This window comes from Mycobacterium hackensackense, from assembly GCF_025822555.1.
Taxonomy (GTDB): Bacteria; Actinomycetota; Actinomycetes; order Mycobacteriales; family Mycobacteriaceae; genus Mycobacterium; species Mycobacterium fluoranthenivorans.
The window spans coordinates 314004-329021 of sequence record NZ_JACKUC010000030.1 but is presented as its reverse complement, the minus strand read 5'-3'; the positions used below and the strand labels follow the sequence as shown (position 1 = coordinate 329021).

Here is a 15018-nt window from a genome sequence, read left to right as displayed (position 1 = left end):
CCGGTGAACGACCGTCGGCGTTTTCCTTACATCAGTCGCCGTTCCATTCCGCCTGACCTGGAGTGACCATGACCGATACCCCGGTACGACCCGCTGGAACCCCTGATACATCGCCGCCCGCATTCGACTCCGAGGACGCCAAGTTGGCCGAACTCGGATACACCCAGAAGCTGGACCGCTCCGTCGGCACCCTGGCGTCCTTCGCCATCGGCTTCGCCACCATCAGCGCCACCACCGCGGTGTTCACCGGCTTCGGTGCGGGCTACTTCACCGCCGGGGCGCCGTTCGTGTGGACCCTGCTGCTGGCCGGTGCGGTGTTCGCGCTGTGGGCGTTCATCGCCGCCGACCTGACCGCCAAGCTGCCCCTGGCCGGGTACTCGTACCAGTGGATCAGCCGGATCAACGGACCGAACCTGGCCTGGTTCACCGGGTTCATCGCGCTGATGGGCTGGGTCTGCGGGATGACCGGTGTCGGCTTCATCCTGTCCGGCTACCTGGGCGGCCTGTTCGGTTGGACCATGAGCCAGAGCGCCCAGATCCTGCTCGCCATCGCGGTGGTCTTCGTCTGCGTGCTGATCAACATCTACGGCGTCCGGTTCGCCACCATGGTGAACAACGTCGGCGTCAGCCTGGAACTGGTCATCACGGTCGGCGCCACCCTGCTGGTGGCCATCATCGCCTTCTCCGCGCCGGAGAACCACCAGCCCATCTCGGTGCTGTTCACCGGCGGTGAATCCGGGGACAAGGACTCCTACATGCTGGCCTGGCTGGCCGCCGCGCTCGGCCCGTTCTTCGGGCTCATCGGTGTGGAGTCCGGCGCCGATGTCGCCGAGGAGACCAAGAACGCCCGGCATGTGGTGCCCAAGACGATGTTCTACGCGCTGGTCACGTCGATCGTCATCGAACTGCTGATGTACATGGTCTACGTGTTGGCCATCCGCGACACCGCCGCCGTCGCCGCCAACCAGGGCGCGCCCATCGAGGAGATCATCAACCAGCAGGCCGGCCCCGTCGTCACCAAAATCGTGGTGGCCGTGGCATTGACGAACATCCTGGCGTGTCTGCTGGCCAACATCCTGGTGGCCACCCGGCTGACCTACTCGATGGCCCGGGACAACATGCTGCCGTTCTCGCACGTCTGGCGGCACGTCTCACCCAAGAGCAAGGCGCCCACCTACGCGGTGCTCGGACTGGGTGTGCTGTCTGCGCTGCTGCTGTGCTCGGCACTGGTGAACGAGCAGGCGTTCAACTACATCATCGGCATCGCCTCGCTGCTGTTCTTCTTCGTCTACATCCTGCAGACCATCGGCCTGCTCATCGGGTACAAGCGCGGCACCATCCCGGTGGGCGAGCCGGGCACGTTCGACCTGGGCCGCTGGCGGCTCCCGCTGTACGTCACCGCGCTGGTGGTGTTCCTCGGCGTCGCCGTCGCGCTGCTGTTCCTGCCCCAGTTCACCAACAACAAATGGGTCTTCCTCGGCATCGTCGCCATCGCGGCGCTGTGGTGGGCCACCGGCCTGAAGGCGCGGCTGGCCCGCGGCGACGCCGGTGCCGACTACGTCAAGACCCACGCCTCCTAACCCCGAAAGGACCTGTCCGACATGACTATTGCAGACGCAGGCACCAGCAATCTCGTCGCCGTCGAGCCCGGCGCCGCCATCCGCGAGGACACCCCGGCCGGTTCGGTGATCCAGTACAGCGACTACGAACTCGACACCTCCAGCCCGTTCGCGGGCGGGGTGGCCTGGATCGAAGGCGAGTACATGCCCGCCGAAGAAGCCAAGATCTCGATCTTCGACACCGGGTTCGGTCACTCCGACCTGACCTACACCGTGGCGCATGTCTGGCACGGCAACATCTTCCGGCTCGGCGATCATCTGGACCGGCTCCTCGACGGGGCCCGCAAGCTGAGGCTGGATGCGGGTCTGACCAAGGACGAGCTCGCCGAGATCACGAAGAAGTGCGTCTCGCTGTCGCAGCTGCGTGAGTCGTTCGTGAACCTGACCGTCACCCGCGGATACGGAAAGCGCAAGGGCGAGAAGGATCTCACCAAGCTCACCCATCAGGTGTACATCTACGCCATCCCGTATCTGTGGGCGTTCCCACCGGCCGAGCAGATCTTCGGCACCACCGCCATCGTGCCGCGCCACGTCCGGCGAGCCGGCCGCAACACCGTCGACCCGACCATCAAGAACTACCAGTGGGGTGACCTCACCGCCGCCAGCTTCGAGGCCAAGGATCGTGGCGCGCGCACCGCGATCCTGCTCGACTCCGACAACTGCGTCGCCGAGGGCCCCGGCTTCAACGTCTGCATCGTCAAAGACGGCAAGCTGGCCTCACCCTCGCGAAATGCGTTGCCCGGCATCACTCGTAAGACCGTCTTCGAGCTGGCCGACCAGATGGGCATCGAGGCCACCCTGCGTGACGTCACCAGCCACGAGCTCTACGACGCCGACGAGCTGATGGCCGTGACCACCGCCGGCGGCGTCACGCCGATCAACTCCCTCGACGGTGAGGCGATCGGGAACGGCGAACCCGGCCCGATGACCGTGGCGATCCGGGACCGGTTCTGGGCGTTGATGGACGAGCCGTCCCCGCTGATCGAAGCGATCCAATACTGAGTCCCGAGGCGGTCGTCGACCTGGCGGCCATCGCACACAACGTCGGTGTCCTGCGCGAGCGGTCCGGTGCCGAGGTCATCGCGGTGGTCAAGGCGGACGGGTACGGCCACGGCGCCGCGCCCGTGGCCCGGGCCGCCCTGCAGGCCGGGGCCACCGAGATCGGGGTCGCGACCGTGGGCGAGGCGCTTGCGCTACGGGCAGCGGGTGTCTTGGCCCCGGTGATCGCGTGGTTGCACACGCCGTCAACGAATTTCGCCGCTGCGGTGCAGGCCGGTGTCGAGGTGGTGGTGTCCACGCCGGGGCAGCTGGACGCGGTCATCGCCGCGGCGCACCGGCTGGGCCGCACCGCCACCGTCGGCGTCAAGGTCGATACCGGTCTGGCTCGCAGTGGGGTATGCGAACGCGACTGGCCCGATATCTGTGCGCTGCTCAAAGACGAGGCGCTGGTGCTGCGCACGGTGATGTGCCACCTGGCCCGTGGCGATGAGCCGGGTCATCCGCTCAATGCCGTCCAGGCCGCCGGGCTCGATGACCGCGTGGCGGACCTGCGTCGGGCCGGACTGCGGCCGCAGCGGGTGCATCTCGCCAATTCAGCTGCCGCGCTGACGGATCGGAGCCTGGCCCGGGATATCGTGCGAACGGGTATCGCGATCTACGGGCGCAGCCCGGTGCCGGCCCTCGGCGACTTCGGGTTGATACCCGCGATGACGATGACCGCCGAGGTGGCGCAGGTCAGGAGAATCCCTGGCGGGCAGGGTGTTTCGTACAACCACGCCTGGGTTGCGCCGGCTGACACCGTGGTGGGCGTGCTGGCCTGTGGGTATGCCGACGGGGTGCCGCGCGCGCTGAGCAACCGGCTGCCGGTGTACATCAACGGCCGCCGCTTCGACGGGGTCGGCCGGATCTGCATGGACCAGCTGGTGGTTGACCTCGGCCACGACGGCGGTGGCGTGACCGAGGGGGATCGGGCGGTGCTGTTCGGTGGTGTCGGTGTGACCGCCGGCGACTGGGCGAACGCCACCGGCACCATCGACTACGAGATCCTCACCGGGATCGGCGGGCGCACCGAGCGGCGCTATTTGCCGCCGGACTCGATGACGCCCTGGGCGGCCCTCGCGCGGTCCTCGTAGGCCTTGCGCTTGGACTTGTCGAACTCCAGGAACACCTTGTCCAGGCCGAGCGCCTTGTTCAGTGCCCGCCGGCCCTTGGGCGGGAGCATCTGCGCGGCCTGCGCGGTGAACCGCAGCGGCGGCGGCACCGACACGTGGGTCTTGGGCTTGTCCAAGGTTTTGACGATGGCTGCCGCAATATCTTCGGGTTCGACGGGCTTGATCGCGCCGCTGGACTTGGTGCCCGAGATCAGCTCGGTGTTGGTGAACGGCGGCATGACCACCGAGACGTTGACGCCGTACGGCGCCATCTCGTCGGCCAGCGCGGTGGACAGTCCGACCACGGCGTACTTGGCGCCGACGTAGACCACCTGACCGGGCAGCGGGATCAGGCCCGACAGCGAGGCGATGTTGATGACGTGACCGCTGCGCCGCTTGACCATCTCCGGCAGTGCGAGCTGGCAGCCGGTGAGCACGCCGTACACGTTGACCTCCAGCGATGACCGGATCGACTGTTCGGTCTCGTCCAGGAACGCCCCGACCGGCATCACGCCGGCATTGTTGATCAGCACGTCGATGTGGCCGCCACCGTCGGTGCGGGCCTTGTCCAGGAACGTCGCGAAGGACTCCCGGTCGGTGACGTCCAGGGGATAGCCGGAAACCTGTCCCAGCTTGGTGAGTTCGACGACGGCCGATTCCTGCAGCGCGACGTCGCGGTCACCGATGACGACGCGGGCGCCGCGAGCCAGCAGGGCCTTGGCGGTGGCATAGCCGATACCGCGAGCGGCGCCGGTGATCGCGATGGTCTTGCCCCTGATGTTGTCCATGGGACCGAACTTTACATGTGTCAAGTTTTTCGCGAAAGTGTGCTCCCGGTTCCCTTCGGGCACGATGCGCGGATCGAGCGGTCCGTCGGTTTGATGGCTGCCGACCGGCCGGCGGCCGGCCGATGATCACCGCGTGGGGTTTGCCGGAGCGGGCGCACCGCCTCGCCTCGGCGGGGCAGGCGCGGCCGTTATCGCGAGATCGTGTTGCTGAAATCGGCGGTCCTGCGCAAGTTGACGAGTAGGGCATTCTTGCGTTTGCAAGTAGTTCGGGACGGCGAGAGGAATCTCGGCGACGGCTCTCTCGGGTTGCGTTAAGGTTCCGGAATCGCCCTGATTCGGCGATATCGCTTATGTCTGAAGATCATTCGCGGGGGATTGATTTGCAGCACCGTATCGAGCGTGACAAGCCGCAATGCCTGGTGATCATTCCGGCCTACGGGCGCGTCGAACTCACCCATGCCGTGTTGTCGGATATCCGTGCCCAGGCGTCTCGACCCGATGTCCTGGTGGTCGACAACGGCGGAGGGTACGTGCCACTCGGCGGCGAAGAGGTCATTCGCCCCAAGGCGAACATCGGGTGGGCGGGCGCCTCCAATCTCGGCTTCCGAGTGGCGTTCTCCAGTGGATACCGGGTGGCGTTGACGCTGAACAACGACACGAGGTTGTCTTCCGGCTTCTTCGACGGCGTGCTGGATCCACGGCTGCCGGGCGATATCGGCCTGCTGTCCCCGTTGTACGACCAGGGATCGTGGGGAGCGCAGGTTTCCGAATACAAGGGCCCCGCTTCGCAATACCGTCCTCGTGACTACTACCGCAGCGTGGCCGGGATCGACGGAACGGCGATGGCGTTCTTCGCCGATGCGTGGGCGGCGGTCGGCGATCTGGACTGTAGGACGTTCGGCAAGTTCGCCTGGGGTGCGGATGTCGGCTTGTGTATCCGCGTGCGTGAGGCCGGCTTCGGTATCTATGTCACCGAGCGCTCATTCGTCAATCACCTGGGTAAGGTCAGCGCCTCGGAATGTCACGGCAGGCGGCGTTACACCAACACCGCGCTGCTCGACATGCGGCGCGGTATGCGCCGGCAGTACGGCCGGTACAAGCTGGCAGAGCTTAAACACGTTGAGGCCGTGCGCTATCCGCTGCGCGACCGTTTCACTGCGGATCTGTCCGGCTAGCCTTCGCGCGAGAGGGTGCCCGTCAGCTCGGACTGCGCGTGCGCACCGCCGAAGGAGGCCTGCATCCGGAGTGCTTCCAGGGCGGCGGACTCGCTTCGGGGGAACATCGTCGCCTCGTACGCCGCCAGCGCCGCCTCGGTGTCGCCCGGGTGGGCTGCGATCGCCGCGCCGAGTTCGGCGCCGTCCAGCATCGCCAGGTTCGCGCCCTCGCCGGACGGCGGCGACAGGTGGGCGGCGTCGCCGAGCAGCGTCACGCCCGGGGTGCGATCCCAGCGGTGATCGGTCGGCAGGGTGTGGATCATCCGGACCGTCGGTCCCGCGTCGCAGTCGGTGATCAACGCCGTGAGTTCGGGTGCCCAGCCGTCGAATTCGGCTGCGACGCGGGCGGTGTCGGTGAGGTCGACGGCCGCGATCCATTCGGCGGGCCGGTGCAGCGCCACATAGGCGTGCAGCACGGCGTTCGGCTCACGATGGGCGCCGATCCACTTGCCCGGCGCGACGGCGAACATCGAGCCCGCGCCGACCGCCGCGGCGGCGCCGGGGTGGCGCGTGTCGGCGTCGTGCAGATAGGTCTCGACGAACGTCATACCGGCGTAGCCGGGTGCAGCGTCCGAGACCAGTGGTCGGATCTTCGACCATGCGCCGTCGGCGCCGACCAGCAGTTCGGTGCGTACCGAGCCGCCGTCGGTGAAGCTCAGCTCATGCCGGCCGGCGCCGAGCGGTCGGGCGCAGGCCACTTTGTGGCCCCACCGCACCGTGTTCACGGGCAGTGAGTCGAGCAGTACCCGGCGCAGTTCCCCGCGCAACACCTCGGGACGACGCCCGGCGCCATCGTCGGGCTCGTCGATGAGCACCGTGCCATCCGGCGCGAGCAGTCGGTCCGCCTCGGCACCCACGTGGATGATCGCGCGGAATTGTTCGGTCAGTCCGGCCAGTTCCAGCGCCGGCTGGCCGGTGTCGTGATGAATGTCCAGCTGTCCGCCCTGGGCGCGGCTGCCCGCGGACCATTCCACCTCGTACACCGTGCTGGGGATGCCGTGCACGTGCAGTACCCGCGCCAGCACGAGTCCGCCGATACCTGCGCCCACGATCGTCACGTGCGTCGTCATCCAGCCCCCTTTGGAACGTTGTTCCAACCAGGTTGGAACAACGTTCCAAACATGTCAAGATGGGGCGTGGCCGAACGCCGGACGGATGCCCTGTCGAAGGAGCGCATCGTCGAGGCCGCGATCGAGATTCTCGACACCGACGGCGAGGGCGCGCTGACCTTCCGGGCACTCGCCGCCCGACTGGCCACCGGCAGCGGGGCGATCTACCACCACGTCCCAGACAAGAACGCGCTGCTCGCCGCAGCAGCCGACAGCATCGTCACCCGCGCCATGGCCGGGGTGGCCGGCGATCTGACGCCGGCAGACGCGATCCGGGCCATCGCGGTGGGTCTGTTCGACACGATCGACGAGCATCCCTGGGTCGGTGCCCAGTTGCACCGCCACCCCTGGTCGGCACTGCTGCAGATCTTCGAAGGTATCGGCGGCCGGATCCGGGCGCTCGGTGTTCCCGAAGCGGCACAGTTCAATTCGGCGTCCGCGCTGACCAACTACATCCTGGGCGTCGCGGCGCAGAACGCCGAGAACGCCCGGTCGCAGGTGGCGGGGGCGGACCGCGCCGCGTTTCTCGCCGACGTGGTGCGGCAGTGGACACGCAACGACCCCGCGCGGTACCCGTTCGTCCACTCGGTGGCCGCCCAGCTGCGCGATCACGATGACCGCGAGCAGTTCCTGGCCGGGATCGACCTGATCCTGGCGGGGATGGACACCGCGAGCTAATTCTTCAACCACAGGTCGACGCCGTTGTCGACGAACACCCGCAGCAGCGTGCTCCACACCGGTTCGCCGATCGCCGCCCTGGCGCCCTGATACGGGGCCAGCACGAACCGGAAACCGCCCTCCTCCGGTGTGCCGAAGCCGCCGCGCAGGCAATCTGCCAGGGCGTCGAGGTTCGACCCGAAATAGCCGCCGTCACCGTTGACCGCGCGGCCGACCTCGGTATAGAAGTCCGCTGCCGACCCGATCCGGGACCCGTCGATCCGGTACGTCTTCACACGCCTCCGATCAGGCAGAACGATTCGTAGTGATCGCCGGTGTAGTAGAACTCGGGCGGCCGGATCAGGGGTTGCCCACCGGTGATGATGCGGCGGGTCCCGCGGTTGGACCGGCCCGGGGTGGGCACCGTGTACTCGTGGTAGTAGCCGCGCTCCCGCTTCGGCAGCCTGCCCTCGTAGTTGCCGAACACCACACCGTCGTTGCGGGGGTAGGGGAATGGGCCGCCGGACTCGATGCGGTGCACCGTCTCGCCGGCCTGCGGGGGCAGGCCACTCAGCTCGCACGTGCCGTCCGCGTGGGTGCCCGTCGGGGTGGCCGTCGGAGCAGTGGTGGTGCAGCCGGCCAACAGGCCGCACACCAGTGCCACCACCACCGCCACCGCGCGCATCGGCACGACGCTAGCAGGCCGGATTTCGGATCACGGCGATCCGATCACCCCCATCTGGAATGCACCCGCCGCGGACACGTTAGACATGACGTGATGACCGTTCCGCTCTCCGTCCTCGACCTCGCGCCGATCAGCGCGGGCAGCGACGCGGCCACGGCACTGCGCAACACCGTCGACCTGGCCCAGCATGCCGAGCGGTGGGGTTATCGCCGGTACTGGTTGGCCGAGCATCACTATGTCGCGGTGGCCAGCTCGTCGCCCGCGGTGCTGATCGGCCAGATCGCCGCGGCGACCCGCACCATCCAGGTGGGTGCGGCCGCGGTGCAGCTCGGATACACCACCGCCATCGCCGTGGTCGAGAGCTTCGGCATCCTGGACGCCTTCTACCCCGGCCGCATCGATCTGGGGGTCGGACGGTCGGGCCAGCGCCGCACCGAGTCGCTGCGGGAAGCGCCGAGCGCCCCGAAGCCGCCCAGAGAACGACATGTGGTGGACGGTGTGGTGCTGCCCGCCCCGTTCGACGTCGGCGCGTTGATGCGCAATCCGCGGCTGCGGGCGATCATGGCGACCTTGCAGCAACCCGAGGCCGTCTCGCCGGATTTCGGTGAGCAGGTGGCCGATATCGTGGCGCTGCTCGGCGGTACCTATCAGACCGGGGGATTCGAGGCGCACGCCACCCCCGGTGAATCGACATCGTTGCGGCCGTGGATCTTCGGCAGTTCCAAAGGTCAGAGCGCCCGGGTGGCCGGGGAGCTCGGACTGCCTTTCGTCTCCGCGTACCACATCGTCCCGTCCACCGCACTCGAGGCGATCGACGCGTACCGCAACGCTTTTCGTCCCTCGGCCGCGCTGGCCCAACCCTATGTGGTGGTATCGGCCGATGTGGTGGTCGCCGATGACGAGAAGACCGCGCGCCATCTGGCCGGCAGTTACGGCCACTGGGTGCACTCCATCCGCGCCGGAGGCGGTGCCGCCCCGTATCCGGACCCCGACACCGTGGCCCCACTGACCGAGGAGCAGCTGGCCCTCGTGCAGGACCGGCTCGACACCCAATTCGTCGGTGATGCCGATCAGGTGGCCGACCGGCTGGCTGCGCTGCAGCGCGTGACCGGTGCCGATGAACTCGTCATCACCTCGGTGACCCACCGCCACGAGGACAGGCTGCGGTCCCATGAGCTGATCGCCAAGAGGTGGGCGAGTTAGGCTCGTGTCGTGTCGCAAACGACCGTCGGGCTGCTGATCCTGGCGGCGGCCCTGTTGACGGCGCTGGCCGGGGTCGGTCTGCGTCTCGTCGTCGGCCGCAACAGCGATTCCCCTGGGATGCGACGGACCGTGATCGCCTTGCGTGGCAATGTGATCGGCCGGGTGCTGTTCGGCCGTGTGCTCACCGACCCGTTCGACGACGATGAGCTGGACGGGATGATCCTGATGCCGGCCATCGTCCTGGCCTGCGGACTGTTCCTGACCGGGGTGTTCCTACTCGGTTATGACGTGCTCACGTGAGGCGGGTGCACAGCACCGCCAGCGCGTCGTTGGTGGCGTGGACACCGGCCGCGCCGATCGTCGCGGTCAGCCGGGACCGCAGTTCGCCCTGTTCGGCCTGAGGTAGCCGCAGCACATTGGAGTAGGTCGTCACCAGATCCACCCAGTCCTCGCACGCGTAGTGCGGGTGCTCGACATAGCGCCGGCGTTCACCTGCCAGGCCGGCGGCGGCGAGCAGCGGGTCGAGGTGCGCGCCCTCGATATCGGTGGAGGGCCGCTGCCATTCCTCGAGGATGCCCTCATACGCGCGGCCGAGTTCGGCCGGGCTCGGGGTGACGGGCACGATGCGGTTCCACAGCAGCGCCAGCCGGCCGCCGGGGGCCAACAGGGTGCGGACCTTGCGCAGCCCCGCCTCTGGCTCCACCCAGTGAAACGACTGCGCGAACACCACCAGGTCGAAGGTGCGCCCGCTCGCATCCCAGTCCTCGAAACTGGACACCTCCACGGCGAGGCCCTTCCGTGCGGCGATCTCGGCCATCTGCGGATCGGGTTCCACCGCCAGCGCCTCGGCGCCCGCATCGCGCAACTGCGCGGTGGCGATACCGGTGCCCGCCCCGACGTCGAGCACCCGAATGCCTTGGCGCTCAACCAGATCCGTGATGAGCGCGGCGGGGTAGCGCGGGCGGTGCCGGTCGTAACGCGCCGCGGCGGAGCCGAACGAGTTCGCCCGTTCCCGGTCATGATGGACCGGCGCCCGGCCGCTCACCCGGCGGCCTGCCGGACGGCGTCGCGGACCGGGCCGCGCCACACCGGTCCGTGACCGGGCAGCACCACCTCGGTGTCGAGCATGCCCAGCGCCTCCAGGCTGCGCAGGCAGGCCTGCTGATCGTGGTTGAACAGGCCGGGCAGCAACTGCGGACCTCGCCGCGAGCTCAACGGGTGCCCCGTGACCAGGGCGTCGCCGCTGACGAGCACGCCGTCCACCAGATAGGAGCAGTGCCCGCCGGTGTGGCCGGGGGTGGGGATGGCCGTCGGAGTGCCCGGCAGGGTGGCCGCGATGTCCTCACCCAGGGCCTGGGTGCCCGGGATGCCCTCCCTGGTCAGCGCGCCTTTGCCGATGATGGCGGCCGTCCAGGCCAGGTACCGGGGCTGCCAGATCCGCGTCACCAGATCGATCGGCGCCACCTGCTCCAGGTATTCGCGCTTGGCGTGACCCACCTCGGCTGCGTGCGTATACACCGGTGTGCCAAGGGTTTTGGCGAAACCGATGGCGGAACCGAAATGGTCGACGTGCGCGTGGGTGAGCAGGAAGGCTCGCACGTCCTGCATCTGGAAGCCGAGCCGGCGCACCGATTCGACGACGTCCCCGCGTTGACCCGGATAGCCGGCGTCGATGATCAGCACACCGTCGCCGTCGGTCACCAGCGTCCAGTTGACCAGGTCGGTCTGCACGAAATGCACGGTGTCGGTGACAGCTGTCAATTCGATCGAGGCGCCCACCGGGTCGAGTCTAGGCGGGCCCCTGGCCGGGGCTTGGGAATAGAAGTGCAGGGCAGGGAGTAGAAAAGACACGTGGCTGAACTCAAATTGGGGTACAAGGCATCAGCGGAACAGTTCGCTCCGCGCGAACTCGTGGAGTTGGCCGTGGCGGCCGAGGCACACGGCATGGACAGCGCCACCGTCAGCGACCACTTCCAGCCGTGGCGGCACGAGGGTGGACACGCCCCGTTCTCCCTGGCATGGATGACGGCGGTCGGCGAGCGCACCGAACGGTTGGTCCTGGGCACCTCGGTGCTGACCCCGACCTTCCGGTACAACCCGGCGGTCATCGCGCAGGCATTCGCCACCATGGGCTGCCTGTATCCGGACCGGATCTTCCTCGGTGTCGGTACCGGGGAGGCGCTCAACGAGATCGCCACCGGCTACGAGGGCGAGTGGCCGGAGTTCAAGGAGCGCTACGCGCGGCTGCGCGAGTCGGTCCGCCTGATGCGCGAACTGTGGCTGGGCGACCGCGTCGACTTCGACGGCGAGTTCTACAAGACCAAGGGCGCCTCGATCTACGACGTGCCCGAGGGTGGTATCCCCATCTACATCGCCGCGGGCGGGCCGCAGGTGGCCAAGTACGCGGGCCGCGCGGGCGACGGTTTCATCTGCACCTCGGGCAAGGGTGAGGAGCTCTACAAGGACAAGCTCATCCCGGCCATGCGCGAAGGTGCCGAGGCCGCCGGGAAGAACCCCGACGATATCGACCGGATGATCGAGATCAAGATCTCCTATGACACCGACCCGGAGCTGGCGCTGGAGAACACCCGGTTCTGGGCGCCGCTGTCGCTGACCGCAGAGCAGAAGCACTCCATCGACGATCCGATCGAGATGGAGAAGGCCGCCGACGCACTGCCCATCGAGCAGGTGGCCAAACGCTGGATCGTCGCCTCGGATCCCGACGAGGCCGTCGAGAAGGTGGCCGACTACGTCAAGTGGGGCCTGAACCACCTGGTGTTCCACGCGCCCGGTCACGACCAGCGCCGCTTCCTCGAACTGTTCAAGCGGGACCTGGAGCCCCGGCTGCGCAAGCTGGGGTAGTTCAGGCGCTCACGATGCGCTCCACCATGCCGTCGTCGGCCCGGCGTTCCCGGGCCGGGTGTGTGTGGGCGACGGCGGACACGGTGGCGGTGAGCCGCACCCGGTCCGCGCGGAACAGGTCGTAGGCGTACTCGAACGGCTTGCCGGCCGCGTCGCGGGCCACCCGGGTGATGGCCAGCAGCGGTTTGCGATGCGCGATGTCCAGCCACTGCGCCTCGCGCGGACTGGCGCTGACCACCTCGATGGTCTCGTTGGTCGTGGCCGGCACCAGGCCGTAGCGCACCCGCAGCAGCTCGTAGAGGGAACCACCCAGGGGCTGCTCCAGGAGATCACCGACCTGTTCGGTGACGAAACAGGACATGTCCACCGACAGCGGTACCCCGTTGGCGTAGCGCAGTCGCCGGATGACGAAGACCTCGGCATCCTCGGCGATCTCCAGCGCCGCGGATTCGGCGACGGTGGCCGGCCTGCGGTCGGTGGCCAGCACCTTGGTGGCGCTGGTGTGGCCGCCGCTCTGCAGGAGCGCGGGCAACCCGGCCTGTTCGGCAGCGCCGCGCTGCACCATATCCGCGCGGATGAAGGTGCCGCCGGCGCGACCGGTGCGCCGTTCCAGCACGCCGGCCTGGCTCAGGGGCAGCAGCGCGCTGCGCAGCGTCGCACGCGACACCGCGAACCTCTCGGCCATCTCCCGCTCGGTGCCCAGTCGTGAACCCGGCCGCAATGCCCCGCTGGACAGCATCGACAGAATGCGCCGGCGCACGTCCTCGGCGACCGCGCCTCCCGCCGTCTCTTCCATGGTCAGGCCTCTTCCACGATCAGTTGACGATCGCGTCCAGGGATTCGGGAAGCACCTGACCGCCGTCGACGGCGATGGACTGACCGGTGATGTAGGCCGCCTCGGCGGTGGCCAGGAATGCGGCCAGGTGGCCGATGTCCTCCGGGGTGCCCAGGGCGCCGGCCGGAATGGACCGCGCCATGCTGGCGATGTACTCCTCGCCGTTTTCCACCATGCCCTCACTCATGATGTTGCCGGGCAGGATCGCGTTGACGGTGATCTTGTGCGGCGCCAGTTCGATCGCCGCGGTGCGCATGAACCCCAACTGCGCCGCTTTGGTGGCCCCGTAGTGCGACCAGCCCGGGTAGCCCGTGATGGGTCCGGTGATCGACGAGGTCAGGATGATGCGGCCGCTCCCGGAGGCGATCAGCGCGTCCAGGCAGGCCTGCACCGCGAAGAAGGTGCCATTGACGTTGATCCCCATGATCTCGTTGAGCTGCTCCGGGGTCATGGTGGCCAAGGGCGCATCGGGGAAGATCCCGGCGTTGGCGCACAACACGTCCAGGCCGCCGAAGGCATCGATGACCGTCGCGGCCATCTCGGTACACGACTGCCGGTCGCTGACATCGACGCGAACCCCGACGACCTTCCCGGGGCCCAGCTCGTCGAGGGCGGCGACGGTCTCGTCGAGGCCGGCCGCCGAGCGTGCCGCGACGGCCACGTCGGCCCCTGCGCGGGCGAAGACGCCGGCGATCCCGCGGCCGATTCCCTTGCTGCCGCCGGTCACCAGTACCGAGCGGGACTGCAGGTCGAACATGTGTCTCCTTAACGTAACCAGGTGTGATCGTCGAGATAGCGCTCGGCCAGTCGGGCGGTCCCGACGGCGTAGCCGGGACCGATCGCAATGGCCGCGTCGGCGTCGGCATGCGAGGCGATCCACGCGGTGAGCTGGATGCGCCGCAGCATGACGAATGTCGGGATGAGCGCCAGATGCGCCTCGGGCAGCGTGCGCACCTTGGTGTACCCGCGCAGCCACTCGGCCACGATGCGCTCGGCTTCGGGGGTGTCCTCGATCCATGACACCACCGCGCCCAGATCTGCCAGGTGCCAGCCCCACCCGGAATCGTCGAAGTCGATCACGGTGATCCCGTCCGACGGTGCCGCCGGGTCGACCATCAGGTTCGACAGCCGCAGATCGGCATGGATCAGCCCGAATCTGTCCGCACCGGTACCGAATTCGGAGAGTTCCTCGGTGACGCGATGGACCGCACGCGTGATGGATGCCCGGTCGGTGTCGGCAAGGGCCGATGCCTCCCGCCAGTCGCCCCACCGCGCGCCGGGGCCGAGGATATCGTCGAGATCCCAGCGGAACCGGGTGAAGCCCGCCGGCACGGGCCAGCTCTGCACGTGTTCGTGCATGATCGCCGTCAACTCGCCCAGGGTCGCGAACCCGACGGAGTCCGGAACCTCCTCGGCGGTGCAACCCGGGATCACGGTGACGGCGTCGACATAGAGGTGACGGTCGCCCACGATGGCGGTCACCACCTCGTCACCGGCGTAGGAGTGCACCAATTCGGGTGTCTTGACCGCGGTTTCGGTGCGCAGGGCGCCCATCCAGGCCAGCTCCGAGCGGATGGCCTCCAGTGAGTGATATCCGGGCCGGTGGACCCGCAGCACGATCGGGTCGTCGTCGCACACCAGGTAGGTGGCGTTCTCGGACAGACTCAGCAGGCGCAACGGGGTATCGAGGTCGCGCCGATAGGCGGGGAGTGCCGCCCGGGCGAAGCGCTCATGGTCGGCAGGCAATCCCGGCATGGCGACCAGTGTGGGCCAAGTATCGACCCAAAGCAGACCAAATAGCCGAGATTTACCTCGCTGTTGCAAAAGCTGCCAGGCTCGAAACGTGCCGGAAACAATGCGTGTGACGACTGAGTTTCCCAGTTGACCAAGCAATCT

At 68.0% G+C, this 15018-nt stretch carries 17 protein-coding genes; 8 read left to right on the top strand and 9 right to left on the bottom strand.

The genetic code is table 11. From position 1 onward, the window contains the following. The first annotated feature begins 68 nt into the window (after positions 1 to 68). The 3 genes from H7J86_RS11055 to alr are packed head-to-tail and all read left to right on the top strand — an operon-like array spanning position 69 to position 3751. Entirely contained in the window at positions 69 to 1580 is a 1512-nt protein-coding gene (locus H7J86_RS11055) for an APC family permease (protein WP_267290942.1), read from the top strand. Between the two features lie 21 nt (positions 1581 to 1601). Next, a complete protein-coding gene (locus tag H7J86_RS11050) occupies positions 1602 to 2621 on the top strand; it encodes an aminotransferase class IV (protein WP_267290940.1) in 1020 nt (339 codons plus the stop codon). Continuing rightward, the gene (gene alr, locus H7J86_RS11045; RefSeq protein WP_267292861.1) at positions 2615 to 3751 is read left to right on the top strand and encodes an alanine racemase; all 1137 of its coding nucleotides are present in this window, start codon (positions 2615 to 2617) and stop codon (positions 3749 to 3751) included. The genes H7J86_RS11050 and alr overlap by 7 nt, the downstream gene beginning before the upstream one ends. On the opposite strand, the gene H7J86_RS11040 is transcribed toward alr, so the two are convergent. Beyond that, positions 3697 to 4557 (bottom strand): SDR family oxidoreductase, encoded by an 861-nt coding sequence (locus H7J86_RS11040; RefSeq protein ID WP_167156350.1) that lies wholly within the window; start codon positions 4555 to 4557, stop codon positions 3697 to 3699. The genes alr and H7J86_RS11040 overlap by 55 nt on opposite strands. Before the next feature lie 380 nt (positions 4558 to 4937). Between H7J86_RS11040 and H7J86_RS11035 the strand changes: the two genes are divergently transcribed. Continuing rightward, entirely contained in the window at positions 4938 to 5732 is a 795-nt protein-coding gene (locus H7J86_RS11035) for a glycosyltransferase family protein (RefSeq protein ID WP_267290938.1), read from the top strand. Here the strand turns inward: H7J86_RS11035 and H7J86_RS11030 are convergent. Next, a complete protein-coding gene (locus H7J86_RS11030) occupies positions 5729 to 6841 on the bottom strand; it encodes an FAD-dependent oxidoreductase (protein WP_267290936.1) in 1113 nt (370 codons plus the stop codon). The two genes, H7J86_RS11035 and H7J86_RS11030, sit on opposite strands and share 4 nt — an antisense overlap. 51 nt (positions 6842 to 6892) lie before the next feature. Here H7J86_RS11030 and H7J86_RS11025 point away from each other — a divergent pair, with 51 nt between their 5' ends. Next, a complete protein-coding gene (locus H7J86_RS11025; protein WP_267290934.1) occupies positions 6893 to 7558 on the top strand; it encodes a TetR/AcrR family transcriptional regulator in 666 nt (221 codons plus the stop codon). On the opposite strand, the gene H7J86_RS11020 is transcribed toward H7J86_RS11025, so the two are convergent. Continuing rightward, positions 7555 to 7833: a barstar family protein gene (locus H7J86_RS11020; RefSeq protein WP_267290932.1), complete on the bottom strand. Its 279-nt coding sequence runs from the start codon at positions 7831 to 7833 to the stop codon at positions 7555 to 7557. The genes H7J86_RS11025 and H7J86_RS11020 overlap by 4 nt on opposite strands. Next, the gene (locus H7J86_RS11015) at positions 7830 to 8222 is read right to left on the bottom strand and encodes a guanyl-specific ribonuclease (RefSeq protein ID WP_267290930.1); all 393 of its coding nucleotides are present in this window, start codon (positions 8220 to 8222) and stop codon (positions 7830 to 7832) included. The genes H7J86_RS11020 and H7J86_RS11015 overlap by 4 nt, the downstream gene beginning before the upstream one ends. Before the next feature lie 93 nt (positions 8223 to 8315). Here H7J86_RS11015 and H7J86_RS11010 point away from each other — a divergent pair, with 93 nt between their 5' ends. Both H7J86_RS11010 and H7J86_RS11005 read left to right on the top strand, forming a co-directional pair. After that, positions 8316 to 9425 carry an LLM class flavin-dependent oxidoreductase gene (locus H7J86_RS11010; protein ID WP_267290928.1) on the top strand — a complete coding sequence of 370 codons (1110 nt, stop codon included), beginning with the start codon at positions 8316 to 8318 and terminating at the stop codon, positions 9423 to 9425. A 9-nt stretch (positions 9426 to 9434) separates the two neighbouring features. Then, positions 9435 to 9725, top strand: coding sequence for a hypothetical protein (locus tag H7J86_RS11005; protein WP_090358807.1), 291 nt, complete (start codon positions 9435 to 9437; stop codon positions 9723 to 9725). Here H7J86_RS11005 and H7J86_RS11000 read toward each other — a convergent pair. Together H7J86_RS11000 and H7J86_RS10995 are read right to left on the bottom strand one after the other, a co-directional pair. Beyond that, positions 9718 to 10470 carry a class I SAM-dependent methyltransferase gene (locus tag H7J86_RS11000; RefSeq protein ID WP_267290926.1) on the bottom strand — a complete coding sequence of 251 codons (753 nt, stop codon included), beginning with the start codon at positions 10468 to 10470 and terminating at the stop codon, positions 9718 to 9720. The two genes, H7J86_RS11005 and H7J86_RS11000, sit on opposite strands and share 8 nt — an antisense overlap. Beyond that, positions 10467 to 11204, bottom strand: coding sequence for an MBL fold metallo-hydrolase (locus H7J86_RS10995; protein ID WP_267290924.1), 738 nt, complete (start codon positions 11202 to 11204; stop codon positions 10467 to 10469). The genes H7J86_RS11000 and H7J86_RS10995 overlap by 4 nt, the downstream gene beginning before the upstream one ends. 72 nt (positions 11205 to 11276) lie before the next feature. Between H7J86_RS10995 and fgd the strand changes: the two genes are divergently transcribed. Continuing rightward, positions 11277 to 12287 (top strand): glucose-6-phosphate dehydrogenase (coenzyme-F420), encoded by a 1011-nt coding sequence (gene fgd, locus H7J86_RS10990; protein ID WP_090358811.1) that lies wholly within the window; start codon positions 11277 to 11279, stop codon positions 12285 to 12287. 1 nt (position 12288) lies between these two features. Here fgd and H7J86_RS10985 read toward each other — a convergent pair whose 3' ends face one another. Genes H7J86_RS10985 through H7J86_RS10975 form a run of 3 tightly spaced genes read right to left on the bottom strand, consistent with a single transcriptional unit; the run spans position 12289 to position 14877 of the window. After that, on the bottom strand, positions 12289 to 13083 hold the full coding sequence (locus tag H7J86_RS10985) for a GntR family transcriptional regulator (protein ID WP_267290922.1): 795 nt from the start codon (positions 13081 to 13083) through the stop codon (positions 12289 to 12291). A gap of 19 nt (positions 13084 to 13102) precedes the next feature. Continuing rightward, positions 13103 to 13879, bottom strand: a complete 777-nt coding sequence (gene fabG, locus H7J86_RS10980; protein WP_090358816.1) for a 3-oxoacyl-ACP reductase FabG — start codon at positions 13877 to 13879, stop codon at positions 13103 to 13105. Between the two features lie 8 nt (positions 13880 to 13887). Beyond that, a complete protein-coding gene (locus H7J86_RS10975) occupies positions 13888 to 14877 on the bottom strand; it encodes a phosphotransferase enzyme family protein (RefSeq protein WP_187098138.1) in 990 nt (329 codons plus the stop codon). Positions 14878 to 15018: the final 141 nt, after the last annotated feature.

What these genes read in the sequence shown, in the direction of transcription:
- fabG (WP_090358816.1), bottom strand. Translation starts at nt 13,879, where the DNA reads ATGTTCGACCTGCAGTCCCGCTCGGTACTGGTGACCGGCGGCAGCAAG.
- H7J86_RS11030 (WP_267290936.1), bottom strand. Translation starts at nt 6,841, where the DNA reads ATGACGACGCACGTGACGATCGTGGGCGCAGGTATCGGCGGACTCGTG.
- H7J86_RS10975 (WP_187098138.1), bottom strand. Translation starts at nt 14,877, where the DNA reads ATGCCGGGATTGCCTGCCGACCATGAGCGCTTCGCCCGGGCGGCACTC.
- H7J86_RS11025 (WP_267290934.1), top strand. Translation starts at nt 6,893, where the DNA reads ATGTCAAGATGGGGCGTGGCCGAACGCCGGACGGATGCCCTGTCGAAG.
- H7J86_RS11050 (WP_267290940.1), top strand. Translation starts at nt 1,602, where the DNA reads ATGACTATTGCAGACGCAGGCACCAGCAATCTCGTCGCCGTCGAGCCC.
- H7J86_RS11015 (WP_267290930.1), bottom strand. Translation starts at nt 8,222, where the DNA reads ATGCGCGCGGTGGCGGTGGTGGTGGCACTGGTGTGCGGCCTGTTGGCC.
- H7J86_RS11040 (WP_167156350.1), bottom strand. Translation starts at nt 4,557, where the DNA reads ATGGACAACATCAGGGGCAAGACCATCGCGATCACCGGCGCCGCTCGC.
- H7J86_RS11010 (WP_267290928.1), top strand. Translation starts at nt 8,316, where the DNA reads ATGACCGTTCCGCTCTCCGTCCTCGACCTCGCGCCGATCAGCGCGGGC.
- H7J86_RS11055 (WP_267290942.1), top strand. Translation starts at nt 69, where the DNA reads ATGACCGATACCCCGGTACGACCCGCTGGAACCCCTGATACATCGCCG.
- H7J86_RS10985 (WP_267290922.1), bottom strand. Translation starts at nt 13,083, where the DNA reads ATGGAAGAGACGGCGGGAGGCGCGGTCGCCGAGGACGTGCGCCGGCGC.